At 63.2% G+C, this 25,705-nt stretch carries 24 protein-coding genes; 18 read left to right on the top strand and 6 right to left on the bottom strand.

Going from position 1 to position 25,705, the window contains the following annotated elements; all coding sequences use genetic code 11:
* Window positions 1-9 precede the first annotated feature (9 nt).
* A complete protein-coding gene (locus RIN56_03630; GenBank protein MDR7865881.1) occupies window positions 10-1,596 on the top strand; it encodes a divalent metal cation transporter in 1,587 nt (528 codons plus the stop codon).
* A gap of 70 nt (window positions 1,597-1,666) precedes the next feature.
* On the opposite strand, the gene RIN56_03625 is transcribed toward RIN56_03630, so the two are convergent.
* A complete protein-coding gene (locus RIN56_03625) occupies window positions 1,667-2,755 on the bottom strand; it encodes an ATP-dependent 6-phosphofructokinase (GenBank protein MDR7865880.1) in 1,089 nt (362 codons plus the stop codon).
* Between the two features lie 187 nt (window positions 2,756-2,942).
* Here RIN56_03625 and RIN56_03620 point away from each other — a divergent pair, with 187 nt between their 5' ends.
* From RIN56_03620 to gluQRS, 3 genes are all read left to right on the top strand, one after another.
* On the top strand, window positions 2,943-3,728 hold the full coding sequence (locus RIN56_03620; protein ID MDR7865879.1) for a GNAT family N-acetyltransferase: 786 nt from the start codon (window positions 2,943-2,945) through the stop codon (window positions 3,726-3,728).
* A 14-nt stretch (window positions 3,729-3,742) separates the two neighbouring features.
* A complete protein-coding gene (locus RIN56_03615) occupies window positions 3,743-4,915 on the top strand; it encodes an MFS transporter (protein MDR7865878.1) in 1,173 nt (390 codons plus the stop codon).
* Window positions 4,916-5,053: 138 nt separating this feature from the next.
* Window positions 5,054-6,019 (top strand): tRNA glutamyl-Q(34) synthetase GluQRS, encoded by a 966-nt coding sequence (gene gluQRS, locus RIN56_03610; protein ID MDR7865877.1) that lies wholly within the window; start codon window positions 5,054-5,056, stop codon window positions 6,017-6,019.
* 45 nt (window positions 6,020-6,064) lie between these two features.
* On the opposite strand, the gene RIN56_03605 is transcribed toward gluQRS, so the two are convergent.
* Complete coding sequence (locus RIN56_03605) at window positions 6,065-6,970, bottom strand: C40 family peptidase (GenBank protein ID MDR7865876.1); 906 nt, start codon at window positions 6,968-6,970, stop codon at window positions 6,065-6,067.
* Between the two features lie 18 nt (window positions 6,971-6,988).
* Window positions 6,989-7,792 carry a serine hydrolase gene (locus tag RIN56_03600; protein ID MDR7865875.1) on the bottom strand — a complete coding sequence of 268 codons (804 nt, stop codon included), beginning with the start codon at window positions 7,790-7,792 and terminating at the stop codon, window positions 6,989-6,991.
* A 123-nt stretch (window positions 7,793-7,915) separates the two neighbouring features.
* Between RIN56_03600 and RIN56_03595 the strand changes: the two genes are divergently transcribed.
* The 6 genes from RIN56_03595 (at window position 7,916) to abc-f (ending at window position 14,633) form a co-directional block, all read left to right on the top strand.
* A complete protein-coding gene (locus tag RIN56_03595) occupies window positions 7,916-9,520 on the top strand; it encodes a peptide ABC transporter substrate-binding protein (protein MDR7865874.1) in 1,605 nt (534 codons plus the stop codon).
* Window positions 9,521-9,604: 84 nt separating this feature from the next.
* Window positions 9,605-10,003: a CoA-binding protein gene (locus RIN56_03590; GenBank protein MDR7865873.1), complete on the top strand. Its 399-nt coding sequence runs from the start codon at window positions 9,605-9,607 to the stop codon at window positions 10,001-10,003.
* Window positions 10,004-10,037: 34 nt separating this feature from the next.
* Entirely contained in the window at window positions 10,038-10,361 is a 324-nt protein-coding gene (gene trxA / locus RIN56_03585; protein ID MDR7865872.1) for a thioredoxin, read from the top strand.
* Between the two features lie 108 nt (window positions 10,362-10,469).
* Window positions 10,470-12,389: a ferrous iron transport protein B gene (feoB, locus tag RIN56_03580; GenBank protein ID MDR7865871.1), complete on the top strand. Its 1,920-nt coding sequence runs from the start codon at window positions 10,470-10,472 to the stop codon at window positions 12,387-12,389.
* 18 nt (window positions 12,390-12,407) lie between these two features.
* The gene (locus RIN56_03575) at window positions 12,408-12,632 is read left to right on the top strand and encodes a FeoA family protein (protein MDR7865870.1); all 225 of its coding nucleotides are present in this window, start codon (window positions 12,408-12,410) and stop codon (window positions 12,630-12,632) included.
* 378 nt (window positions 12,633-13,010) lie between these two features.
* Window positions 13,011-14,633, top strand: coding sequence for an ABC-F type ribosomal protection protein (abc-f, locus tag RIN56_03570; GenBank protein ID MDR7865869.1), 1,623 nt, complete (start codon window positions 13,011-13,013; stop codon window positions 14,631-14,633).
* 51 nt (window positions 14,634-14,684) lie between these two features.
* On the opposite strand, the gene RIN56_03565 is transcribed toward abc-f, so the two are convergent.
* A complete protein-coding gene (locus RIN56_03565) occupies window positions 14,685-14,918 on the bottom strand; it encodes a DUF1858 domain-containing protein (GenBank protein MDR7865868.1) in 234 nt (77 codons plus the stop codon).
* A gap of 635 nt (window positions 14,919-15,553) precedes the next feature.
* Between RIN56_03565 and lgt the strand changes: the two genes are divergently transcribed.
* From lgt to RIN56_03550, 3 genes are all read left to right on the top strand, one after another.
* Complete coding sequence (gene lgt / locus RIN56_03560) at window positions 15,554-16,330, top strand: prolipoprotein diacylglyceryl transferase (GenBank protein MDR7865867.1); 777 nt, start codon at window positions 15,554-15,556, stop codon at window positions 16,328-16,330.
* A 13-nt stretch (window positions 16,331-16,343) separates the two neighbouring features.
* Window positions 16,344-16,802, top strand: coding sequence for a YbaK/EbsC family protein (locus RIN56_03555; GenBank protein ID MDR7865866.1), 459 nt, complete (start codon window positions 16,344-16,346; stop codon window positions 16,800-16,802).
* Between the two features lie 190 nt (window positions 16,803-16,992).
* Window positions 16,993-17,817, top strand: coding sequence for a polysaccharide deacetylase family protein (locus RIN56_03550; GenBank protein MDR7865865.1), 825 nt, complete (start codon window positions 16,993-16,995; stop codon window positions 17,815-17,817).
* Window positions 17,818-18,014: 197 nt separating this feature from the next.
* Here RIN56_03550 and RIN56_03545 read toward each other — a convergent pair whose 3' ends face one another.
* Window positions 18,015-19,013 (bottom strand): hypothetical protein, encoded by a 999-nt coding sequence (locus RIN56_03545; GenBank protein ID MDR7865864.1) that lies wholly within the window; start codon window positions 19,011-19,013, stop codon window positions 18,015-18,017.
* A 35-nt stretch (window positions 19,014-19,048) separates the two neighbouring features.
* On the bottom strand, window positions 19,049-20,041 hold the full coding sequence (locus RIN56_03540; protein ID MDR7865863.1) for a hypothetical protein: 993 nt from the start codon (window positions 20,039-20,041) through the stop codon (window positions 19,049-19,051).
* Between the two features lie 169 nt (window positions 20,042-20,210).
* Between RIN56_03540 and RIN56_03535 the strand changes: the two genes are divergently transcribed.
* The 5 genes from RIN56_03535 to RIN56_03515 all read left to right on the top strand — a co-directional run bounded on the left by RIN56_03535 (window position 20,211) and on the right by RIN56_03515 (window position 25,647).
* Window positions 20,211-21,044, top strand: a complete 834-nt coding sequence (locus RIN56_03535; GenBank protein ID MDR7865862.1) for a hypothetical protein — start codon at window positions 20,211-20,213, stop codon at window positions 21,042-21,044.
* Between the two features lie 576 nt (window positions 21,045-21,620).
* Window positions 21,621-22,052: a division/cell wall cluster transcriptional repressor MraZ gene (gene mraZ, locus RIN56_03530; GenBank protein ID MDR7865861.1), complete on the top strand. Its 432-nt coding sequence runs from the start codon at window positions 21,621-21,623 to the stop codon at window positions 22,050-22,052.
* 12 nt (window positions 22,053-22,064) lie between these two features.
* Window positions 22,065-22,997 carry a 16S rRNA (cytosine(1402)-N(4))-methyltransferase RsmH gene (gene rsmH / locus RIN56_03525; GenBank protein ID MDR7865860.1) on the top strand — a complete coding sequence of 311 codons (933 nt, stop codon included), beginning with the start codon at window positions 22,065-22,067 and terminating at the stop codon, window positions 22,995-22,997.
* A 42-nt stretch (window positions 22,998-23,039) separates the two neighbouring features.
* Window positions 23,040-23,483 (top strand): cell division protein FtsL, encoded by a 444-nt coding sequence (locus RIN56_03520; protein ID MDR7865859.1) that lies wholly within the window; start codon window positions 23,040-23,042, stop codon window positions 23,481-23,483.
* A 25-nt stretch (window positions 23,484-23,508) separates the two neighbouring features.
* A complete protein-coding gene (locus RIN56_03515) occupies window positions 23,509-25,647 on the top strand; it encodes a stage V sporulation protein D (protein ID MDR7865858.1) in 2,139 nt (712 codons plus the stop codon).
* Window positions 25,648-25,705: the final 58 nt, after the last annotated feature.

The raw sequence follows: 25,705 nt of genomic DNA, 5'->3' as shown, positions 1-25,705 counted from the left end.
GAGAGCTAAATGGGAGACTACATGGCCAAATACGGCATAATTGTCGTCTTGATGGTCGCATACATGGCCTTTTCCCTTTGGATAGGATACTACTTCAAGCAAAAAGCCCAGAAAGGCGTATCCGAATACTACGTCGCCAAACGGGAAATCCCCGGCTGGGTCGTCAGCCTAGCTTTCTATTCCACCTTTATCAGCACCAACACCTATATAGGGCAGGCCGGGGCGGCCTTCAAATTCGGCCTCACCTGGATCTGGCAAGCGGTCATCTGGACGATATTCTGCATCATCTCCTGGCATGTGCTCGGGCCGCGGCTGCGCAACCAGACGGCCAGGCTGGGATCGATGACGCTTCCCGACTATTTCGACTTCCGCTACAAGAGTCCGCTATCTAAACACATCAGAGTTTTGGCGGCCGTAATAATCATCTTCTCGACGCTGTGGTACATGGTGGCCATCGCCAAAGGCTGCGCCCACCTGCTCGACTCCATCCTCGGCATCCCCTACTGGGCAGGCGCCATCGGCGTAATCTTTCTGACCGCCCTCTACACCATCTGGGGTGGCATGTACAGCGTCCTGTGGACTGACGCCATGCAAGGCATAATCATGTTCTTCGTAGCGATAATAATGGCCGCCGTGCCCTTCCTCTATGTCGGCGACATCGGCGCCGTCTTCGAGGCGATGCGCACCACCACCCACGTGACCGCAGCCGGCAAACCCATCGGCGCAGGCCTGCTGGAATTCGGCGCCCTGGTCGCCCCCGCCTATGTCCTGGGGATCGCCGCCTCCGTAGGCATCAAACAGGTCGCCGAACCCCGCTGCCTCATCCGCTTCTACTCCATCAAGGACAAAGCGGCCATGAAGACGGCCATGCTGTGGACGCCTATCCTCATGGGCGTCTCACTCATCTGCGTCTTCGGCATCGGCGCCTACGTCCACGCGATGGTGGATGGCAAAGAAGCGGCGATGCTCATGAAAAACACCGACAAAGTAATCGGCTACATGCTCGATAAGTACAACAGTCCCTGGGCATCAGGCATATGCATAATCGGCCTGTTCGCGGCCGGCATGTCCTCACTGGCGTCCGTCACACTGATCGTCGGCACCGCCTGCGTGCAGGACATCCGCAACGTCATGGGGCAGCCTCTTGAAGCCGGCAAAACAATCGTCTGGACCAAGATCGCCATGTTCATTTACTGCATTTTGGTCTTCCTCGTGACCATCAAGCCCCCGGCCGGTATTGTCGAGCTTACCGCCTTCTCCGGGGCGATATTCGGCGCCAGCTACTTCCCGGCCGTCTTCGGCGGCCTGTACTGGCGCTGGGGAACCGGCCACGGCGCGTTCTACTCGATGCTGGCCGGGCTGCTGTCGTGCGTTATCTGGCGCTACTTCATCCGTTTCGACGTGCCGGGCATGCGCGACATCCACGAAATCTTCCCCTCCTTCATCCTCAGCATCATCGTCTTCGTCATCGTCAGCAAAATGACCCAGCGATACGTCCCCGACAAGGAATGCCTCGATCAGGTTTTCGGCACGCCGCCCGCCGGTACGGCCGAAATAAGCCGGAACCCCGACGGGAGCACCTGCTGCCGTCCGTAGCCGCGCAAATCGGTGTCACCTACGCAAAAACCCCTCCGCAAGCCCAAACTTGCGGAGGGGTTTTCCTTCTCTACGCCTCGTCGCCGAAACAGATACCGATCGACCGCCCCACATGCAGCGCTTCGAGCGGCACATTGCTCGGCTGGCCGGCGATATCCCTGATCGGCACCGTCACGATGCCGTTCTTCTGCAGCGCCACCATTACGCCCGTATTGCCCGCCACCAGAGCGTCCACGGCCGCCACTCCGTAACGGGTCGACAGGATGCGGTCGTAAGCCGTCGGGCTGCCGCCGCGCTGCAGGTAGCCCAGCACCGTGCAGCGGGATTCGAACCCGGTCAGGTCTTCCAATTGACGGGCCAGCTTCTCGCCCACCCCGCCGAGGCGCACCTTCTCAGCGCTGTTCTCCACGATGCGGGCCACCGTCATCTCGCCGCCTACCGGGAAAGCGCCTTCGGCCACCACCACCAGGCTGAACAGCTTGCCCTGCGCCCGACGGGCCTTGATCGCCGCCACCACGGCCTCGATCTTGTACGGCACCTCGGGGATGAGGATGACGTCCGCGCCCCCTGCCATGCCGGAGTGGAAGGCGATCCAGCCGGCGTAGCGGCCCATCACCTCCAGCAGCATCACCCGGTGGTGCGATTCCGCCGTCGTGTGCAGCCGGTCGAGCGCCTCGCTCGCGCACGCCACCGCGGTATCGAACCCGAACGTCCTCTCCGTCATCGGGATATCGTTGTCGATCGTCTTGGGCACCGACACCACCGGCAGCCCCAACAGGCTGAACTCGTGGGCGATCCGCAGGCTGCCGTCGCCGCCGATAACCACCAGCGCCTCGATGCCCCTCGTCTTAAGGTTGGCCAGCGCCTGCTGCGACATGTCTTTATAAACATAGCCGCCGTCATGCGGCACGGCATAATTGAAAGGATTGTCGCGGTTAGTCGTGCCGAGGATCGTGCCGCCGCGGGGCAGGATGCCGGAGATATCCCGGTCCGCCAATTCGCCGATATCATTTTCCACCAGGCCGCCGAAGCCGTTCTTGATCCCCCAGACCCTGATGCCATGGCTGAAGCAGGCGCGGGTGACGCTGCGGATTACGGCGTTCAGGCCCGGACAGTCGCCGCCGCCGGTCAGGACGCCTACGTTCTTGAAGTTGGCCATAATACCGCTCCTTTGATATAAAATATCATCGTCTGGCAAAAGTATATAATACATTCGCCTCCGGGACAAGGGCCGGCGTCGTTCCGCGGCAGGAGATGCCTTCCATTCCGTGGAAAGTAAAACTAATGCGCACAATAGTCATGCCGCTGTAAAAAATCGCGCCACCAAACAGGAAGAGGTGTGACAAATGCCCGCAGGACAAGCCTCATCCGCAATAGCCGCCGCCATCGCCGGCAACCTCCGCGAATACGCCCTGCATACCGGCCGCGTGCCGGGAGGGAAGAGCTCCGGCGACAGGGAAGTCACCTGGGTAGACACCGGCACCGATGCCGTGAACCGCGTGCTTGCCGCCCGCTTTACCGACCGCGGGGCCGACACCCGGATAAAGGAACTGGCCGCAGCCTACGGTGGCCGCCCGCTCACCTGGATCACCGGGCCGCAAGACCGCCCTGCCGACCTCGGACGGCGGCTCCTCGACCACGGCTTCAGGCACCAGATGCACTGGCGGGGCATGGCCCTCGCACTCGACGGTGCGGCGCCGGACGCCGGTCCGCCTCCGGGGCTGGAAATCCGTCAGGTCAACGACCCGGACGGAATTGCCGCATGGGGGAGGACAGCCGCCGCCGGCTTCGCAATGCCGGAACGCGTCGCCCGCGATTTCCCGGCCGTCTTTGCCAACCTCGCCACCGACAGCATCGCTTACTTCCTTGGCCTCAGCGACGGCCTGCCTGTTGCCACCGCCAGCATCTTCTTCGGCAGCGGCGGCGTCGCCGGCGCCTACTTCATCTCCACCCTCGGCCCCGCCCGCCGCGGCGGCGTTGCCTCGGCCCTCACCCGCGCCCTCGTCGGCCAAGCCGCGGCCCGCGGCTGCCGGCTGCTCGTTCTCGAGGCAAGTCCCGCCGGCTACGAAGTTTACCGGCGCCTGCACTTCGCCGAATACTGCCCCATGGACGCCTACACCCTCAACACCTGACGCCGGGAGGCCCTATGACCGAAGAATTCCGCCTCACCTCACGCAACTTCATCTGCATCTGCGTCGCCACCTTCCTCTACTTCGGCAGCTTCTACCTCCTCATCCCCACCCTGCCGCAGTACGTCGAAGGACTCGGCGGCTCTCCGGGCCAGATCGGCCTCGTCATGGGGGCGTTCAGCCTGGCGGCCGTGCTTGTCCGGCCCTACCTCGGTCAGCTCGCCGACCGCCGCGGACGCAAACTCTTCATGCTGCTCGGGACAGGCTTCTTCGCCCTCCTGTTTCCTCTCTACGGCCTTCTCCAGGCCGTCGCCCCCCTGTACATTCTCCGCGTCGCCCACGGCTTTGCCCACGCCTCCTTCCTCGCCGCCTCGGCCGCCTACATCGCCGACCTGGCGCCCCCCAAGCGGCGGGGCGAAGTTATCGGCATCTACGGCACCGCCAGCGTCGTCGCCATGGCGATATTCCCCGCCATCGGCATCGACATCATCCAGCATACACAAAACTTCACCGTCTTATTTGCCTGCTCGGCCGCCGCCGCCGCCGCCGCCTTTCTGGCCGTGGCTGCGGTTGGCGAAGTCAGCTCCCAGGGCGGGAAGAAGCCGGTCAGCCTGCTGGCCGTCGGCCGTCGGCGGTACGTCATCGTCCCGTCCCTGGCCCTCTTTTCCGGCGCCGCCGCCTACGGGACGGTCATCGCTTTCCTGCCCGTCTTCGCCCCCCAGCGCGGCCTGCTCGACTTCGGCATCTTCTTCACCGCCTACGCCGCCGCCACCCTCGCCAGCCGCATCTTCGCCGGCAAACTCTCCGACCGCTGGGGCCGCCGCCGCGTCATCCTCCCCTTCATGGCCCTCCTGGCCGTCGGCGTCTTCCTGCTGCCCTTCCTCGACAGCTTGCCCCTCCTCGTCTTTATCGGCCTGGCCTTTGGCTTTGGGTTCGGCGCCTTCATGCCCACCCTCAACGCCCTCGTTGTCGACAAAACGCCGCCCGCCGAACGGGGCAGCGCCCTCGGCTTCTTTACCTCCTTCATGGACCTGGGCATCGCCGCCGGCTCGGTATTTCTCGGCCAGGTGGGGGAGAGGGCGGGGTTTGCCGCCATGTTCGCAACAGCCGGCTTTATTTTGGTGGCGGGGATCATCCTTTTCGCCATATACACCGAAAAGGATGATCCCGATACAGAGGCAGGCCGTTGATGACCCCCATCTGCGTTGTTGCGGCTTCGGCCGCCATCCTCAACGTACGTTCGTGTACGTTTCCGGTGTCGTCCTCGCCGCGCCTAGCATCTGGGGGCCCTGAACGGCCTGCGCACAGATCAATTAACGGAGACCGATATGCAAAACAACATTCGTGGTAGATTCGCCCCATCCCCCTCCGGACAAATGCACCTCGGCAACATCTGGACGGCCCTCCTCGCCTGGCTGCAGGTCCGCAGCCTCGGCGGCGCCGTCGTCCTCAGGGTCGAAGACCTTGACCCCGACCGCTGCCGCCCCGAATACACCGCCCAGATAATCGGCGACCTCGCCTGGCTCGGCCTCGACTGGGACGAAGGCCCCGACAGCGGCGGCCCCTATGGTCCCTACCGTCAGGACGAGCGCCGCCGCCTCTACGCCGCCGCCCTCGAAACCCTCGCCGCCCGCGGCCTCGTCTATCCCTGCTACTGCACCCGCGCCGAGATCCGTGCCGCCGCCTCCGCCCCCCACGCCGGCGACGCGGACGCAGAAAGCGCCTACCCCGGCGCCTGCCGCCGCTACCTTGGCGGGGCGGCGGAGAGCGCGCCCCCGGACGGCCGCCGTCCGGCCCTGCGGCTCGTCGTTCCCGACGAAACAATCGCCTTCACCGACGGCCTCCACGGCCATGTCGCCCAGAACCTCGCCGCCGCCTGCGGCGACTTCATCGTCCGCCGCGCCGACGGCGTCCACGCCTACCAGCTCGCCGTCGTCGTCGACGACGCCGCCATGCGCATAACCCACGTCCTGCGCGGCGACGACCTCCTGTCCTCCACCCCGCGCCAGCTCTACCTCTACCGCCTCCTTGGCCTCACGCCGCCCGCTTTCACCCATGTCCCGCTCCTCTTAAGCCCCGACGGCCACCGCCTCTCCAAGCGCCAGCAGAGCCTCGCCCTTGGCCATTTAAGAGAGCGCGGCGTCACCGCCCCGGAAATAATCGGCCTCCTCGCCCATCGCGCCGGCCTCACACCGGAGTATCGGCCCACAGCCCCCCGCGACCTCGTCGCCGCCTTCTCTCTCGCCAAACTGCCCAAAGGCCCCGTCATCATCGAAAACGGCCTTTTCGCATAAAAAAGTCTCCGATATCCGCAGGACATCGGAGACCCCCGAAAAATTCTACCTGTAGCGCCGCGCCTCCCAGAACTCCTCGCCGTACACGCCCGCGGTGAAATCGTCCTCGCGGATCGCCGACCGGCTGTTGGGGGCGTGGATCATCGCCGTCCCGCCCGCGAACACGCCCACATGGTGGATATCGCCCTGGCCTCCCGGCCCGGCGAAAAACAGCAGATCGCCCGGCGACAGCGCGTCGGCGTCCACCGCCGTTCCGCCCGCCGCCTGCTCATCGGCGTCGCGGGGGATGGCCACCCCCTGGGACTGATACAGCCTGAGCGCGAACCCCGAACAGTCGAACCCCCACGCCGCCGTTCCGCCCCACACATAGCGCAGGCCGGCGAACATCCTGGCCTCCGCCGTCAGCCTCGCCCCGTCGAACGGGGCAGGGGAGAGGGGGGCCGCCGCAGCGCGGGCGATATAGCCCACAGCGCCGTCCGGCCGCCGCACCTTCAGCAGTGCGCCCTCGGCCGCCAACAGCGGCAGGCGCGTCTGCCAGCTCAGCTCCGCCAGCGGTTCGCGCCCGGCCGCGTCAGCGTACAACCGCGCCCTCGGCGCCGTCACCACCGCTGTCGGCAGAGCAGCCATTTCCGCCCGGAAAACCCCGTTATCGCTTACTTGGACGGCCGGCAGCCAGCCGGGGTAACCGCGCCCGTCGCGGCCCGTCGCCTGCTCCGTTGCCGCCACGCGCAGCCACTCGCCCGCGTGTTCCAGCACAACCACCCGTTCCCCGTACAACAGCTGCGACTCCACCTTGCCTACCAGCCACAGCCGCATCGCCTCGTCCATGCCGTCCGCCCACGCCGCCGGCTCGGTCGTCGCCCCCAGCATCAGCCGGTCGTGGTCCCGTTTCGTCCCCGGCTCGCTCCACAGCATCGCCGCAGAAACATTCACGGCAAATAAATCGCTCATAAAGCAGTCCTCCGGAAATTACTCTGGTATATTATTATGAAACCAATCGTAAACGGTGCGCGACAACCGGGCAATAACCCCCCGGCCGCGCTCCTCGTCCGGCAGCCCGTCGCTCATCACCGCCAGCACATAATCGCAGCCCTCGCCGTACACGATGCCGGCGTCGTGCTCCGCTCCCTCCAGTTCCCCCGACTTGCACGCCACCCGCGCCGCCGCGGGGAGCAGCAAGGGCAGTTTGCAGCGGTCCTCCTGGCGGAGCAGGATGGCCACCATCGCCTCATCGGCCGCGGGCGACACGCACTCGCGCCGGTACAACCTCGCCAGCACCGCCGCCACATCGGCCGGCGTCGTATAATTCTCCCGCCCGGCCGCCGCCGCCGCGAAATCCATCATCTTGCGGCGCAGCGCCGTATCGCGGCAGCCCAGCGCCGCCGCCAGCGCGTTCACGCTCTCCATCCCCAGGCGGTCGATCGCCATATTCGTCGCCGTATTGTCGCTCTCCACGATCATCGCCTCGAGCAGCTGGCGCCACGTCCGCACCGTTCCCGGCGCGGCAAACTCCAGCTGACCCGCGCCGCCGACGATCGCCGCCGCCGGGATCGCCACCGCCTCCTCCAGGTCGAACTCGTCCCGGTCGATGCGGCGGAACGCCTCGGCCAGGATAAAAATCTTTATCAGGCTCGCCGACCGCAGCCGCCGATTGTTCAGCAGCCAGCGCCGCCCGCTCGCCGGCTCGATCGCCGCCGCCGCGTACACGCCCGGCTCGCCGGCCACCGCCGCCGCCAGCGCCGCCGCCAGATCGGTCCCGTCCCGTTTGGTCAAACATATCACCCCGTTTTCCTATACGCTGTTTTTCGCCGCCGCCGGGCAAAACCCTTGCCCGCGGGTATTGTTTAGCGCCCTGAAGCGCAAATTATCCCTGACGGATACCGAAAGGAGACCGCCTTGACCAGGAAAAGCATCGCCCTCATCCTCATTCTTATCGCCGCGGTGGCCGTTGCCGCCGTCCTTCCCGGCTGCGGCTGGTTCGGGGCCAAGAAAGACGCCAAGTACCTGCGCTACGCCGTCGCCGCCGAACCCGAAACCCTCGACCCCCGCAAATCCACCAGCATCCCCGCCGGCATCGTCGCCGCCCAGCTCTTCGAAGGCCTCACCTCCCTCGACGCCGCCAGCAGTCCCGTGCCGGCCGCCGCCGAACGCTGGGAAATCTCCTCCGACGGCCTCGTCTACACCTTCCACCTGCGCAAGGGCGCGAAATGGTCCAACGGCGAGCCGCTCACCGCCGCCGACTTCGAATTCGCCTGGAAATCCGCCCTTAGCCCCGAGTTCGCCTCCAGTTACGCCTACCAGTTATTCTACCTCAAAAACGGCCGCGCCTATAACGAAAAAAAAGCCGCCGCCGAAACCGTCGGCGTCAGGGCCAAAGGCGACGGCATCCTCGAAGTCACCCTCGAGAGGCCCACACCCTTCTTCCTGTCCCTCGCCGCCTTCCGCACCTACTACCCCGTCAACCGCAAAGCCGCCGCCAACGACCGCTGGGCCGCCGACGCCAAAACCTTCGTCGGCAACGGTCCCTTCCGGCTGACAAACTGGGTCCACGACAACAAAATGGAACTCGTCAGGAACGAACACTACTGGGACGCCGGCAAAGTCCGCATGGCCAAAGTCGACATCGTTCTCATCGACTCGGCCGCCACCCGGCTCGTCATGTTCGAAAACAAGCAGCTCGACATGGCCGACAACCCGCCGATCAGCGAAATACCCCGTCTCCAGAAGGAAGGCAGACTTAAAATATTCCCCTTCCTCGGCGTCAGCTACTTCCCCTTCAACGTCAAAAAAGCTCCCTTCGACGACGCCAGGGTCCGCAAAGCCTTCACCCTCGCCCTCGACCGCCGCAGCCTCGTCGACCAGGTCGCCCGCGGCGGCCAGACGCCCGCCCTCGCCTTCGTGCCCCCCGGCGTCGTCGACACCGCCGGCAACGACTTCCGCGCCAAAGGCGGCTCATACTTCGCCGACAACGACGCCGCCGCCGCCAAGAAGCTCCTCGCCGAGGCCGGCTATCCCGAAGGCAAAGGCCTGCCGCCCGTAACCCTCCTCTACAACACCGGCGAAAGCAACAAAATCATCGCCGAAGCCGTGCAGGAAATGTGGAAGCGCGCCCTCGGCGTCACCGTCCAGCTCAGCAACCAGGAACTCAAAGTCTTCTACGACAACCTCGACAAACACAACTTCCAGCTCGCCATCGACAGCTGGATCGGCGACTACGTCGACCCCACCACCTTCCTGGAGCTGTTCGAAACCGCCAACGGCAACAACAGCCCCGGCTATTCCAACCCCGTCTACGACAGCCGCCTCGCCGCCGCCCGGCCGTCCGCGGACGCCGCCGAACGCGCCGCCTCCCTCCACGCCGCCGAAAAAATCATCATGGACGAGGCCGTCGTCTGCCCCCTCTTCTTCAGCACAAACCCCGTCATGATCCGCCCCAGCGTCAAGGACCATGTCCGCACCAGCATCGGCATCGTCTACCTCAAACAAGCCTACCTGGAATAATCCGACCCGCTTGTCCGTCATTGACCTTTATGCCTCCCTGGCAATATAATGAAAATGGAGATTAATCTGAATCAGGAGGACTTCATGACCGACATCGAAAAAACCCTCGACCTCAAAACCTGGGCCGTGGTCGGCGCCAACAACAACAAAGACAAATTCGGCTACAAAATATTCAAATTCATGGACGCCACCGGGCAGTTCAAAGTCTATCCCGTCAATCCCGGCCTTGACGAAGTCATGGGCCAGAAATGCTATCCCGGCCTGAAGGACCTGCCGGTAAAACCCGACGTCGTCGACGTCGTCGTCCCGCCCAAGGTCGGCGAACAGATAATGCGCGACTGCGCCGACGCAGGCATCAAGTATGTCTGGCTCCAGCCGGGCGCCGACGCGCCGGCGGTCGCCAAACTTGGCGAAGAACTCGGCCTCACAGTCATAAAAGCCTGCATCATGGCCGAATGCCGCAAACGCGGCATAATAGAATGACCGGGCGAAACCCAAATACAAAGGAGAGATGAAAATGGCCAACGCTCCGGATGTCAACGAAGCTAACTTCCAAGAAGAAGTGCTCGACGTGGCGGTCCCCGTACTCGCCGATTTCTGGGCCCCATGGTGCGGTTACTGCCAGCGTCTTTCTCCCATCCTCGACGAACTTGCCGGCGAAGCCGGCGACAAGTTCAAGGTCGTCAAGATCAACGTCGACCAGAACCGCTCCCTGGCGCAGAAATATGGCGTCATGAGCCTGCCCACCATGATCCTCTTCAAGGAAGGCGAGCAGGCCGAGAAAATCGTCGGCTTTCTGCCCAAGGCCAACCTTGAGGCAAGAATCAAACCCCACCTGTAAAACCTTTCACTCACCGCGCACCGTCAAGGTTCGCGGTTTTTCTTTTTCATAATCCCCCCGCCTCGCGAATAGGAGATACCATTACGAGCAGAAGGGCGGGGGAGAGGCATGCAGCGCAGCATCATCCTGGTCGGGGCCCCGAATGTGGGCAAAAGCGTCATCTTCAACAACCTCACCGGCAAATACGTCAACGTCTCCAACTACCCCGGCACTACCGTCGAAGTCGCCCGCGGCTACGCCCGCATCGGCGGCGTGGCGTGCGAAATAATCGACACCCCCGGCATCTACTCCCTCGCGCCCATCACCGACGAAGAACGCGTCACCCGCGAATTCCTCCTCCACGGCCAGCCCGACCTCGTCGTCCACGTCGCCGACGCCAAAAACCTTGCCCGCTCGCTGCCCTTCACCCTCGCCCTCATCGACGCAGGCCTGCCCGTCGTCCTTGTCCTCAACCTCATCGACGAAGCCGCCGCCGCCGGCCTCGCCTTCGACACCGCCCGCCTCGCCGACCTCCTCGGCATCCCCGTCGTCGCCACCGCCGCCGTCAAAAAAATCGGCCTCGACCGCCTCCGCGGCATCATCGCCGCCCCCCGGCCGCGGCCGCAGCCGCCCTTCCTACTCAGCCCCGGCCTCGAAGCCGCCGTCGTCGCCGTCACCGGCCGTCTCGGCGCCCGCCGCCCCGCCGCCCGCATCCTCGCCCTCCTCCTCCTCGCCGGCGACCCGGTCAGCCGCGCCCTCCTGAAAAACGACCCCGCCTACCCCGCCGTCGCCGCCGCCGTCCAAGCCGCCGCCCGAAAAAGCCCCCAGCCCCTCGCCCAGTGCATCGCCGCCGAACGCCAGGCCCAGGCCGACCGCCTCGTTGCCGCCGCCCTAAGCCGCGGCCCGGCCGGAAGACGCCGGCTGGCCGACCTCCTCGACCGCCTCACCCGCCAACCCCTCACCGGCCTCCCCATCCTCGCCCTCGTCCTCTACTGGGGGCTCTACAAATTCGTCGGCGGCTTCGGCGCCGGCGTCCTTGTCGACTACATCGACGAAAACGTCTTCGCCCGCGTCATCACCCCCGCCGTCAACTATGCCTGCCAGCGCTGGATACCCTGGGAATGGCTGCAGTCCCTCCTCGTAGGCGACTACGGTCTCTTCACCCTCGGCCTCCGCTACGCCGTCGCCATCATCCTGCCCATCGTCGGCACCTTCTTCGTCGCCTTCGCCCTTCTCGAAGACTGCGGCTACCTGCCCCGCCTCGCCATGCTCGTCGACGGCCTCTTCAAACAATTCGGCCTCAACGGCCGGGCCGTCATCCCCGTCACCCTCGGCCTCGGCTGCGGCACCATGGCCGTCTTCGTCGTCCGCACCCTCGAAACCAGGCGCGAGCGCCTCCTCGCCACCTTCCTGCTCTCCCTCGCCATCCCCTGTTCCGCCCAGCTCGGCGTCGTCCTCGCCGTCCTCGCCGGCGACGGCCGGTCAGTAGCCATATGGGCCGCCTTCATCCTCGCCGTCTTCATCCTCGCCGGCTGGCTCACCGCCCGCCTCCTCCCCGGCGAACGCAGCCCCTTCTACATCGAGCTTCCCCCCCTCAGACTGCCCGACCCCGCCAACGTCCTCCACAAAGCCTACACCCGCATGGTCTGGTACTTCGTGGAAATAATTCCCGTCTTCTTCCTCGCCAGCTTTCTCCTCTGGCTCGGTGACCGCAGCGGCCTGCTGACATATATTATAAAAGCGCTGGAGCCCCTGATGGCCGCTCTCGGCCTCCCGGCCGCCACCGCCCAGATATTCCTGCTGGGCTTCTTCCGCCGCGACTACGGCGCCGCCGGCCTCTACGACATGGCCGCCGCCGGCCTCCTCGCCCCCCGCCAGCTCCTCGTCGCCGCCGTCGCCCTCACCCTCTTCGTCCCCTGCGTCGCCCAGCTCATGGTCATCGTCAAAGAACGCGGCCCTGTCGCCGCCGCCGTAATGACAATCGCCATCGCCGCCGTGGCGTTGGCCGCAGGCTGGCTGGCCAGCATAATAGCACCCTTACTCATCTGACCGGAAAGAGGGGAGTAAATGGAGGAAATACCGCTGAGCCGCCTGCGCCCCGGCGAAAAAGCGCATGTCGCCGCCCTCCCGGCCGGCCGCAGGGACATGGCCAGGCTGCTCGCCTTCGGCATCCTGCCGGGCACCGAAATCACGATCCTCCAAACCTTCCCCGTCTACGTGCTGGCCGTGGGTTACACCCGTTTAGCAATAGATAAAGAGATCGCCGCCAGTATCAAAGTCGGCCGTCCATAAGCCCCCTATGCGGCGTTGCTCCTCGACTGCCATCCTCAGCGTACGTTCGTGTACGCTTCCGGTGTCAGCCTCCGGTGCGCCTTGCCTATGGGGCTTCTGAACGGCCGAAACAACCCAATAAAACTCCTGCCTGACATGTATTGCCGCCTTGAAAATATACTGTCCGCCGGCTATAATAAAACCATCACAACGGGCCGAAAAGGAGCAGAAATGCGCTAAACAATTCTTTTTAGCAATTCCGGAGAGCAGAAAAACAACCAGGCGTTCCGCCGGGGTGTTTCGCATGCTCATCGGCGATTCTAAAGGGGATTGGCTGTAGACGCATTTTTTTACGCCCGTTTGTCTATAGCCCGTCCTCTCCGCAAAGGAGGGGTCTTTTTGTTGCTCGAACTAAGCGACATCGTCAAATACGTCAACGACCGTCGTCTCCTTAAAATAGACAACCTGAAAATCAACAGAGGCGATAAGATCGGAGTCGTCGGCCGCAACGGCGTCGGCAAATCCACCTTGCTGGCGATACTGGCCGGCGAAGTGCAGCCCGATGAAGGGCACGTCCGCAGAAACTGCCCGTACTCCTCGATCTCTCAACTCGGCGCCCCCATGTCCGGGCGCACGCTAGACCCGCTCGCCGCCGGCGAATTCGCCGTCGCCAAGGCCTATGCGGGCCACATGAGCGGCGGCGAACAGACCCGCTTCAAAATCGCCGCCGCACTGAGCGAGCAAGCCCCGCTCCTCCTGGCCGACGAACCTGCGGCCAACCTCGACATAAAAGGCCGGGAACTCCTCCAGGCCAAACTTCAGGCCTTCCAGGGCACGCTCGTCCTCGTATCCCACGACCGCCTGCTTCTCGACGCGGTATGCGACACCATCTGGGAAATAGATAATGGCGGGCTTCAGGCATATCGGGGCAACTACACCGCTTACCTTGCGCAAAAAGACAACGCCAGGAAGCACCGCGAGCGGGAATACGAGAAATACACCGACAAGAGAAACCAGCTGCAAACCGCCATCGCCGACCGCAAAGCCCGCGCCGCCGCCACGCGAAAAACCCCCGCCAGGATGGGCAACTCCGAAGCCCGCCTGCACAAAATGGGCAACCAGAAAGCCAAGGCCAACCTCGACAAAGCCGTCAAGGCGATGGAGGCGCGGCTCGAAAAACTGCCGGTCGCGGAAAAGCCGCAAACCGGTCCGGCGATAACGTTCCCCTTCGGCTATACCGGCGGCCTGCACAGCAAAATCGCCGTCCGCGGCGAGGGGCTCGATAAACGCTTCGGCAGCCGGGTCATATTCGACAAAGCCGACTTCAGCCTCCCGGCCGGCCAAAAAGTGGCGCTCTGCGGCAACAACGGCTCAGGCAAAAGCACCCTCCTCAATATGATCGTCGGCCGCGATGCGCGGATCAGCCTTGCTCCCCAGGCTCGCATCGGCTACTTCGCCCAGAGCATGGAAAATCTCGACCCCGCAAAAACGCTGCTCGCCAACGTCATGGCCGCCAGCGTGCACGACGAGGGCGCCGTGCGCAGCCTGCTCGCCCGGCTGCTCTTTCGCCGCGAAGACGTATTCAAGCCGGCCGGCGTACTCAGCGGCGGCGAACGGACGAGGGTAAGCCTGGCCAAAATCATTGTCAGCGACGCCAACTTCCTGCTGCTCGACGAGCCGACCAACTACCTCGACCTGTCCTCGCTGGCCGCTCTGGAGGAAGTACTGGCCGACTACGCGGGAACGCTGCTGTTCGTCTCGCATGACCGGCGGTTCATCGACAGAGTGGCGACCCGCCTGCTATTCGTCGACGCCGGAAAACTCCGTCCCTTCGCCGGCAACTACCGCCAATACCTCGACCGGCAGCAGGCCCCGCTCCCCGGCGCGGCAAAAGAAAGCGACATCGTCCGCGAACACCGCCGCGCGGAAATACTCGCCAGACTATCGGTAACCCGCGACAAGGACGAGGCCGCCAGGCTGGATAAGGAATACCGCGGGCTGATGGCGACGACAAAAGCATAAACGCCAACAAAAAAAAACAGGGTTAATCACCCTGTTTTTTGGCTCGCCTTATCAGCTTCCGCAGCCGCAGCATCCGCCGCCGCCGCAGCCTTCGCCCGTCGCCTTGTTCAGGTCGGCGATCAGCGCCTCCACGTCGATGCCGTGGGCGGTCGCGCCTTGCTCGATATTCTCGAAGCGGGCGGCGGCGCAGCCCAGGCAGCCCATGCCGTAGTTGCGGAAAACCTCCACGGTTTTCGGGTATTTCTGCACCACCTCGATGATGCTCATGTTCTTGTCGATTACCATAGGTTGTTCCTCCTTTCGGGACAAGTTTGACAACGCAAAAATATTATACCACAAAAGGAAGAAGCTTGTATAACCATTTTTCAAGTCCCGGTGCGCGAAAATGAAGAGAGCCCGTAATGATCTACGCTACAGCCGATGCTGATCACTACATACCTATACGCAACCTTTCGGCTACGCACAAGCATTACACAACCAACACCGACCTTTGCTCGACTGCCAAAGATACCTACGAAACCTGCCGCAGTCTCCCGACAACGGCAGACCTCTGGAAGATTCCCGGAAGATCTACGGAACCCTTGGCAGTCTTAGCTCGACCGCTGCACATCCCTTTTGACCACACGACAACAGTTGGGCTGCCGTACAGCCTTACAAGACACACAGCGATCTGCCCGCCGACTGATGCCAAGCCCGACAGACCTGACACCAATCTTTGGCCGACCGATACCGAACCCGGCGCAGGATCCGATACCGATCTTGGCTCGACCATTACGAACCCTCGCTGTTATTATGGCCTCGATACACGCAATTATACGGCAAAAAAGCTGGTATTTTTTTTGCCCAGGAGTTAAAATTACACTATCGGAAAATTGGACCCGCAACATGAGGACACCGGCCGATACGAGGGTGACTTGAAAATGGGCAAAATAGCATTCACGCTGGGACCGCTGCACTTCTACTGGTACGGGCTTATCGTCGCCGCCGCTGTTTTGGCCGCTTTTTTCATTGTTATCTGGCAGGCCAGGCGGCAATCCCTGCCCATCGAACCCGTCTTCGACCTCCTCTTCTGGAGCGTGCCGGCCGGCGTCGTCGGCGCCCGCGCCTACTATGTCGCCGCCAACTGGCGCCTCTATCGCGACAGCCCGCTCGACGCCCTTTGCCTCTGGCAGGGAGGGCTGGCCGTCCACGGCGCCCTGCTCGCCTTCATCCTCGTCCTCTTTCTCTACACCCGGCGGCGGCGCGTCCGCTTCTGGACGTGGGCCGACCTTGCCGCCCCAGCCCTCGCCGGCGGACAGGCTGTCGGCCAATGGGCCAACTTCTTCAACCAGGAAGCCTTCGGCTACCCCACCAACCTCGCCTGGGGCGTCTACATCGACTACGCCCTCCGGCCGGCCGGTTACGAACAGTTCGACTACTTCCACCCCGTATTCCTGTACGAATCGGCCTGGAACGTCCTCCTCCTGCTCGCGCTCCTCACTGCCGGCCGGGCTCTCAGGAGCCTCCCGGCGGGCGCCCTCTTCCTCACATACATCATCCTCTACGCGGCCGGGCACTACTACTTCGCCGGCCTGCGCCTCGACGGCGAAATCGTCTGCGGCGTCAGCCTCGCCCGGCTCTTCAGCATCCTGGCCGCCGCCGCCGCCGCCCTCGGCCTGCTGCTTTGCGGCCGCCGTCCTCCGGCAGAGGAACAATAAGGAGGTACCCACCTTGCCCCTCGAACGCGTCAAAAACTTTCTCAGTCAATTTCCCGACCTCGAAATCATCCTCTTCGACAGCAGCACCCACACCTCCGAACTGGCCGCCCAGGCGCTCGGCGTCACCCCCGCCCAGATCGCCAAAACGCTCTGCTTCCTCGCCGACGGCCGGCCGGTGCTCCTGACCACCTGCGGCGACAAAAAAACCGACACCAAAGCCCTGGCCCGCGAACTGGGCGCCAAGAAAATCCGCTTCGCCGACGCCGAAACCGTCCAGACCGAAACCGGCTTCCCGCCCGGCGGCGTTTCCCCCGTCGGCATCCTCCCCGGCGTCCCCCTCTACCTCGACCGCAGCCTGTGGGACTTCGCCATCGTCTACGCCGCGGCCGGCACGGCCAACTCGGCCCTCCCCGTCAGTCCTGACAGATTAAAGGAGATAACCGGCGCTACCGTGATTGATGTGTGTAAATAAGGGGGAATTCGTTTAAAAGTCCATCTGCGGCGTTGCTCCTCGGCTGCCATCCTCAGCGTACCACCGTGTACGCTTCCGGTGTCATCCTCCGGTGCGCCTTGCATCTGGAGCTTTTAAACGAATTCGCACAGTACATAAGGAACGGCGAATAGTATTCCACAACGTAGTGGGAGAGAGGAGGGGGAGAGGCATGTATACTCATTACCTGAAAAAACGCACAGCCCTGGCGTGCCTGGCCGCCCTGCTCCTCTTCGTCCTCCTCGCCTCCGCCATCACCGGCGCCAGGGCCGTCGCCGGCCGCCAGCACCTGCCGCTAGACCTCACCGACGTCCCCGTACTCAACTACCACAAGATCGACACCGTCGACCACGGCCTGTCGCTTACCCCCGGCGAATTCGAAGACCAGATCAGCCACCTGGCCGAAAACGGTTATCACTCTATCACCCCCGACCAGCTCATGGGCTACCTCAAATACGGCCGTCATCTGCCCGACAAGCCCGTCCTCATCACCTTCGACGACGGCTACGCCGACAACTACGCCAACGCCTACCCCATCCTCAAAAAATACGGCTTCACCGCCACCGTCTTCCTCATCACCGGCTTCATCGGCGCCGACGACCGCTACATGACCTGGGATCAGGTGCGGGAAATGCACAAAAACGGCTTCGTCTTCGGCTCCCACACCGTCAGCCACCAGCCCCTTACCAAACTCACCGCCGAGCAGGCCGCCGCCGAGCTCGCCGAATCGGCCGGCGAGCTAGAACGCCAGCTCGGCGTCAAACCCCGCTACTTCGCCTATCCCACCGGCGCCTACACCCTCAGGATCGAAGAACTCGTCCGCCAGGCCGGTTACCGGGCAGCCTTCACCACCCGCTTCGGCCAGGTCGGCTTAGAGAGCGACCCCTACGCCCTTGAGCGCATCCCCATCTACCACAGCGGCAAAACCTTCCGCAGCTTCTACTGTCGGCTCACCGCAGCCCCGCTTCTCGAAAGACTGAGCATCTTCAAAAACTGACGGCCGTTGATAAGCCTCCATCTACTGCGTTGCTCCTCGGCTGCCATCCTCAGCGTACTATCGTGTACGCTTCCGGTGTCATCCTCCGGTGCGCCTTGTATCTGAAGGCTTCTGAACGGCCTTTATCTCACATCGTTAATCTCCTGCACTAACATTAAAACCCGCTGCCTCCCGGCAGCGGGTTTTCGCTTCCCTCCCTAAAAATCGTTCTTCGCCGCGGACGCCTTAGTGCCTTCCGCCTTATACAGCGCCGCCACATCCGCGTAGCGCAGCCACATACCGAACCCCGGCTCCGGCGCGCTCTGCCGTTCGATCGACAGCGTGATCCGGTATTTGCCCGGCCAGAACCAGTACAGCTTGGTGTCCAAATACTTGCCCGTATCCGTATCCGCCGGGCCGTAGCGCTCCGTCATCCCCTTACGGGTCGTCTCCAGCGCCTCCATCACCCTGTCCACCTGGGCCTCCGGCGCCGAGACATGGGCCGCCACGGCGTACAGCTTGCCCTCGTTGAACCAGAAGAAAATCCAGTGCGATCTGTCGTTGAACGGGCCCAGATACTGCTGGACATTGCGCGAGCCCTCCCTCCAGGCATACCGCAGCGAAGTATTCGGCCGCTCCTGCATAACCTTCTTCACCTCGTCCTGCGTCGCCCCCCAGGGTATGCCCAGCACCTTGTCGAGGTTCGGCCGCGTCGCCGGTGTGCCGTCCTTCCACTGGCCCTCGTAGATCACCTTGCCGTTCGCTTCCTTATAAACACCCTGTCCGTCCTGGAGGCCGTTCTTGAACTCGCCTTCGTAAAAACGGCCGTTGCGGCTGGTGGTCCACCTGTAGACCCCCTTGCCGTCGGTGCGCCCGTCGGTGTAATTGCCGTCGAAAGTATCGCCGTTCGACCACTTGCCGCGAACCTTGCCGTTCAGCTTGCCGGCCGTCATCTCAGCCTCCAGCTGCCCGGTAGAAGTTTCGCCGGTAAGCGTATTCGTCGTCGCGATCGCCAGCGTTCCCTTGCCCTCCGCCTTGCCGTCCGTCACCGGCCCCGACCAGCTGGCCGACGTCAGCGTCATAGACGGCGAATCCCAGCCGATCTTCGCCCCCGTCTTCGGGTCGGTCACCCACGACTCCGCCGCCAGCGCCGTCCCGGCAAAAGCCAGCAGCGCCACAACCGCCAATATCACCATCGAAAACCGCGCTTTCCGCATCCATACCCCTCCGCCAACATTTTCTCTGCGTACTGCTAATACTCCGACTTCACGCTCGCCGGAGCCGACTTCTCCTCATATTTCAGATAACCGGCCGCCTCGACATAAACCAGCCGCACGGCGAACGCCGGCGGGTTTGCCCCCGCCTGCCGTTCGACGATCGCGCGGATCGCGTACTTCGCCGGCCAGACCCAGGCGTTGGTGGTGTCCATATACTTACCTGTCTCGATGTCCGCCGGACCGTACCGTTCCGCCAGGCCCTTGAGCGTGGCCGCGAATTTTTCCATGGCCTCATCCACTTTGCTTTCCGGCACCATCCGAATCATTTCCACCAGGAACAGCTTGCCGTCGAGAAAGTAAGCCGTAATCCATTGATCCTCGTTGTTGAACGGCCCCCAGAAGCGTTGCGCGGTCGCGCCGCCGTCGATCTTGCCGCTCCACTGCAGCGAAGTCTTCGGCCGCGCCAGCAGCGCCTTCTTCACCTCATCCTCGGACGCGCCCCAGGGAATGCCCAGCACCTTGTCGAGCAGCGGCCGCGTCACCGGCGCGCCGTCCTTCCACTCCCCCTCGTAAATAACCTTGCCGTTGGCCTCTTTATAAACACCTTGGCCGTTCGGCAGGCTGTTGCTGAAATCGCCCTCATAAACGCGGCCGTTCCGGGTCGCGTACTTGATGAACCCCCGGCCCTCGCCGACGCCGTTGATAAAATTCGACTCGAACGTATCGCCGTCCGACCACTTGCCGCTCGCCTTGCCGTTCAGCAGGCCGGCGTGCATCTCGCCCTGTATCTGGATGGTGTAAACCGTTTTGCCGGCGCGGACAGTCGCGACCAGCGTCCCGCTGCCCTCCGCCTTGCCGTCCGCCACCGGGCCCGACCAACTCGCCGCGGTGAGAGCGTAAAAAGGATGGACAAAGCCCACCTTCGCCCCCGTCTTCGGGTCGGTCGCCCACGACTCCGCCGCCAGCGCCGTCCCAGCCAGCGCGCACAACACCGTTGCCATCGTCACAAACATTATCAACCGCTTCATCAGCATCGTCATTACCTCCAGCGAATAGTACTATAATTTTCCCTTCTTCGCGCTTCGCCAAAATCCTGCCTACCTCGCCATCTGGGCCGCCCGCAGGAAAAAGGAAGGCGCGGCCCGCACGCAGAATACTAACCATCAGACAAGAATCGGGGAGAGGGGAGACAACTCCATGACCTTACACCTCCGCCGGCCGTTTCTGGCCTTGCTTACCGCCCTGCTCATCCTTGCCGTCGCCGCGCCCGCCTTCGCCGCCGAGCGGTCGTGGGTCAAAGTCGCCTACGACTCCAGTGCGCCCCAACAGCTCCGCGACAACGTCGAAGCCAGCCTCGACACAGTCGCCGACCTGCTCGCCGAATACCGCATCTACCTCACCCGGCCCATTACCGTCATCGTCTCCGCCGACCACGAAGACTACGTCCGCATCTTGGTCAGCAACGGCTACACCCGCGAAAAAGCCGAGCAGACCGCCAAACAGAGCGCGGGCGTCAGCCTCGGCCAGCGGCCGGTCATCATCCTCAAAGGCAGCGACGCCTTGAAGCGCGACCGCCAGGAAGTATACCGCGTCCTCCCCCACGAAATTTTCCACCAGGTCCAGAGCCAATGGGGCAAGCTCGGCACCGTCAACTGGATGGTCGAAGCCGCCCCCGAACTCTTTCGCATGAAAGCCTCCGAAAAGGCCGGTTTCGCGCCCGCCGGCGTCTTTTTGGCCATGGAGCAGCTGCGCGTCAAGCACGCCAAGGTCATCCCCAGCGCCGCCGAGCTTGCCAGCAAGAACTACGCCGTCTTCAGCGGCCTCTCCGGCAAAGGCTATCCCGTCTACGCCATGTCCACCCTCATGCTCAACAAACTCGTCGCCGACGCCGGCTTCGACAAGGTCGTCTACTTCTACCAGCAGCTCCACCACGGCGCCGACCCCGACAAAGCCTTTTTAAACACCTTCCGTGTGCCGATGGGGTGGTTTACCAGAGATATGGACGCCTACTTCTCCTCCTTGCGTCAATAGTCCCCGGCCGCCCAGCAGCACCCATCTGCGGCGTTGGTCCTCAGAGCGCTTGCTTGCGTACATTCCGAGTACGCGGCGCGGCGCGCTCGCACCCTTTCGGGTATAAGCGATCACATCAACGCTAAAGCGTTGTGTGCCTGCTTATCCGGTCCGCCTTGCATCTGGGCACTTCTGAACGGCCTCCGGCTTCTGCCACTCCCGGCCGCCCATAAGCAGCATCCGCCACAACCGCTTGTGCCAGATAAGTGTCCCTCCACAATCCTGTCAACCCCCGAAAACAGCGTTCAACCCCTCGTATTTCCTGCCTCCGCGGCGCATTTTCAAAAAAAATTTTAAAATTTTTTTCTTCCATAAAATGGCTGGTGACCTGCATATATAGGGGTTTTGTGACGGACCACCACAACATCTTGTGCCTGATGCTTATTTGTTAAAGTCAAAGCACCCAAACAAATAATTAAAGCAAAAAAATCCTTCAAAAATATGAAGGATTTTTTCAATTTGTCGAGAAAAAGTACATAAAAGTGGTGGATTGTGGTGTAAAGTGGTTGAAACTAACGCCGAGGTGGTGATGAGGCCATGTTCATGGGGGAATATCTCCATACCATCGACAACAAAGGGCGCCTCATTTTCCCGGCCAAGTTCCGCGAGGACCTTGGCGAGAAGTTCATCGCCACCAAAGGCCTCGACAACTGCCTGTTCGTATACAGCCCCGAAGAGTGGGCCATCCTAGAGAACAAGCTCAAGCAACTGCCGCTTGCCAAACCCGAGGCCCGCGCCTTCGTCCGCTTCTTCTTCGCCGGCGCGGCCGAGCTCGAAGCCGACAAACAGGGCCGAGTGCTCCTGCCCGCCAACCTCAGGGAACACGCCAAGCTCGACAAAGACGTCGTCGTCATCGGCGTGTCGACCCGCATCGAAATCTGGGGCAAAGAAGCTTGGGACGAATACAACGCCAAGATTGGCCCCGATGTCGCCACCATCGCCGAAAACCTGGTGGACCTCGGCATCTAGCCGGAGGCTGACATGGACTTTCAACACACAAGCGTTCTTCTCGCAGAAACGGTCGCCGCACTGGTCACCGACCCGGCCGGCATCTACGTGGACTGCACCCTCGGGGGCGGCGGGCATGCCGCAGCCGTCGCCGGGCGCCTCAGTCCATCGGCCTGGTTCATCGGCATCGACCAAGACCCCGCGGCTCTCAAGGCCGCCCAGACCCGGCTGCGGAACGCGCCCTGCCGGGTTACCGTCGTCCACAGCAACTTCACCTCCCTCGGCGACGTCCTCGACGACCTCGGCGTACCCGCCGTCACCGGCATCCTCTTCGACCTCGGCGTCTCCTCCCACCAGCTCGACATCGCCGAACGCGGCTTCTCCTACATGCAGGACGGACCGCTCGACATGCGCATGAACCCGGCGGGCGTCCTCACCGCCCACGAAATCGTCAACACCTGGGACGAAGCCCGTCTCACCAAGATAATCTTCGACTACGGCGAAGAACGCTGGGCGAAAAAGATCGCCCGCACCATCGTCGCCGAACGCGCCCGCCGTCCGCTCCGCACCACCGGCGAGCTTGCGGAAACAATCAAAAAGGCCATCCCCGCGGCCGCCCGCCGCGAAGGGCCCCACCCCGCCAAACGGACCTTTCAGGCCATCCGCATCGCCGTCAACGACGAACTCGGCATCCTCCGCGCCGCCCTCGAAACAGCCGCTCAGCGGCTCGTCCCCGGTGGCCGGCTATGCGTAATAACCTTCCACTCCCTCGAAGACCGCATCGCCAAACAGACCATCCAGGACCTGGCGAAAGGCTGTCTCTGTCCCAAGGATTTCCCCATGTGCGTCTGCGGCAACACCCCCAAAGTCAGAGCCCTCGGCAAGCCGGTCCCCCCATCGCCGGCCGAGCTTGAGGCCAACCCCCGGTCCCGCAGCGCCAAACTCAGGGTGGCGGAAAAGGTATAACCAGGGAAGATAATGTTCTAATCTCCAGGGAGGGCAAATACTATGTTAGTGAATCGCAAACAGGAGTGGGTGCAGCTGCCGGAACCCGAACGGGCCCCGCTCGCCGTAGTTGTAGCACAGCCGCGGCCGTATCCGAGCCTCAGGAAGCAGTTTCTGCAGCTCGTCCTGCTCGCCGCCGCCCTCGCCATGCTCATCACCGTCCACAGCTCCGTGATGGTGCACTCCGGCTACGGCCTTGTCGAAATGAAAGCCCAAGCCGCCAAACTGGAACGGGACAACGAACTTCTCCGCCTGGAGATCGCCAAGCTCAAATCGCCGCAGCGCATCCAGCAGATCGCCACCAATCAACTCGGCATGGTCACCCCGCAGAACACCTACTACGCGACCGCCGCCCCGCCCTCCTCCGGCACAGTCGCCGGCGGGAAAAACGGCAAAGTGGTCGGCATGCTCACAATGAGCAAAGCGGAGGCGAGCAAAGGGCGCTAAACTCACCGATGGGGGGAGGAAGCGCGTGGTATCTGCATCGCACGTCACCATCCGCAAACGGGCAGCGGTGCTCTTTCTGTTTGTCGCTCTCGTCATGGTCGGCCTCGTCGGCCGCCTCGTCTACCTGCAATCCTACCGGAGCCCATGGCTAGCGGAAAGCGCCACCGACCAGCGGGTAAGGGAAATACCCGTCGAAGCGAGGCGCGGCGTCATCTACGACCGCCACGGCCGCGAACTGGCTGTCAGCGTCAGCAGCGAGTCGGTATACGCCATACCCGCCGAAATACGGAACCCTGAGGAAACAGCAGCCAGATTGGCTGCTCTTTTGACATTGGACCGGGAAAAACTGGCCGCCAAACTCAAACAGCGCCAGTCCTTCCTGTGGATCAAACGCAAAATCGATCCCGCCGCCGCCCTCGAAGTACGCAAGCTCGGCCTTCCCGGCATCGGCCTCACCCAGGAAAACCGCCGTCACTACCCGCAAGGCCGCCTCGCCTCCCATATCCTCGGCTTCACAGGCATCGACAGCCAGGGCCTTGACGGCGTCGAACTCACCTTCGACAGCTACCTGCGCGGCCGCCCCGGCGCCGTCGTCGTCGAATACGACGCCCGCGGCCACGAGATACCCCAGGCCACCCACCGCTACATACCGCCCGTCCCCGGCCAGGACATCCACCTCACCATCGACACCGTCATCCAGCAAATCGTCGAACGCGAACTCGAGAAAGTCCTGCGCGACACCCAGGCCCAGCGGGTCAGCATAATAGCCATCGCTCCCGCCAGCGGCGAAATCCTCGCCCTCGCCAACAAACCCGACTACGACCCCAACGACTTCGCCGCCTTCAGCCCCAAGCTCTGGCGCAACAGCGCCGTCTCCAACGCCTACGAACCCGGCTCCACCTTCAAAATAATCACCACCGCCGCCGCCCTTGGCGAAAACGTCGTCCGCCCCGAAGACCGCTTCTTCGACCCCGGCTCCGTCGAGGTCCAGGGCCGCCACATCCACTGCTGGCGTCACGGCGGTCACGGCAGCCAGAGCTTTGTCGAAGTCGTCAAAAACTCCTGCAACGTCGGCTTCGTCAACGTCGGCCTGCGGCTCGGCGCCGACGCCTTCTACCGCCACATCGCCGCCTTCGGCTTCAACAAACCCACCGGCGTCGACCTCCCCGGCGAAGCGCGCGGCCTCATGGTCGACCACGCCAAAGTCAAACCCATCAACATCGCCACCATGGCCATCGGCCAAAGCATCGCCGTCACCCCCATCCAGCTCATCACCGCCGCCGCCGCCATCGCCAACGACGGCCAACTCCTCAGGCCCCAGATCGTCAGGGAAGTGCGCGACAAAGACGGCCGCGTCACCCGCGCCTTCGCCCCCGACCCGGTCGCCAGGGTGCTAGATGTCAAAACCGCCCACACCGTCAAAGGAATTTTGGAAAAAGTTGTTGAAGAAGGAACAGGCAGAAATGCTTTCATCGAAGGCTTCCGCATAGCCGGCAAAACCGGCACCGCCCAGAAAGTGGGGGAGAGGGGCTACGCCCAGGGGCGCTACGTCGCCTCCTTCGTAGGTTTCGCCCCCGCCGACAGCCCCCGCATCGCCCTCCTCGTCATCATCGACGAACCTGTCGGCCCTTACTACGGCGGCCTCATCGCCGCCCCCGTCTTCGGCGCCGTCATGCGCGACATTCTCCAGTACCTCCAGATCGCCCCCCAAGGCGGGCCGGCCGGCAAGCACGACCAGGAAACCCATCTCACCGTGCCCGCCGTCATCAACCTCCCGGTCGCCGACGCCGTCCGCGAACTAAAGGCCGCCGGCCTGACCGCCCGAGTCGAGGAAGCAGGGGAGCGGGTCGCCGACCAGGTCCCTAAACCCGCCAGCCGCGTACCCGCCGGCGCCAACGTCCTCCTTTACACCCAGACCCCCCGCTACGGCGGCGAAATTACCATCCCCGACCTTACCGGCCTCGCCCCCCGCGAAGCTACCGTCCTGCTCGCCGAACTCGGCCTCCTCATCGGCCCGGAAGGAGGGAGCGGCCCCGCCGACCGGCAGGACCCGCCGCCCGGCGGCAAAGTCCCGGCCGGCAGCAAGGTGAGCGTGCACTTCCAAGCACAACCGGCTAATTTTGGAAATTCAGGTAATACTAATATAAAGCCTTTAGCTCCTTAACAGGGGCAGGCCGTTGATGACCCCGCAGGCTGCGTTGTTCCGCCTGGCGCTTGCTTGC

Source organism: Sporomusaceae bacterium (genome assembly GCA_031460455.1).
Lineage (GTDB): Bacteria > Bacillota > Negativicutes > Sporomusales > UBA7701 > Anaeroselena.
This window is presented reverse-complemented; position numbering and strand designations above follow the sequence as displayed.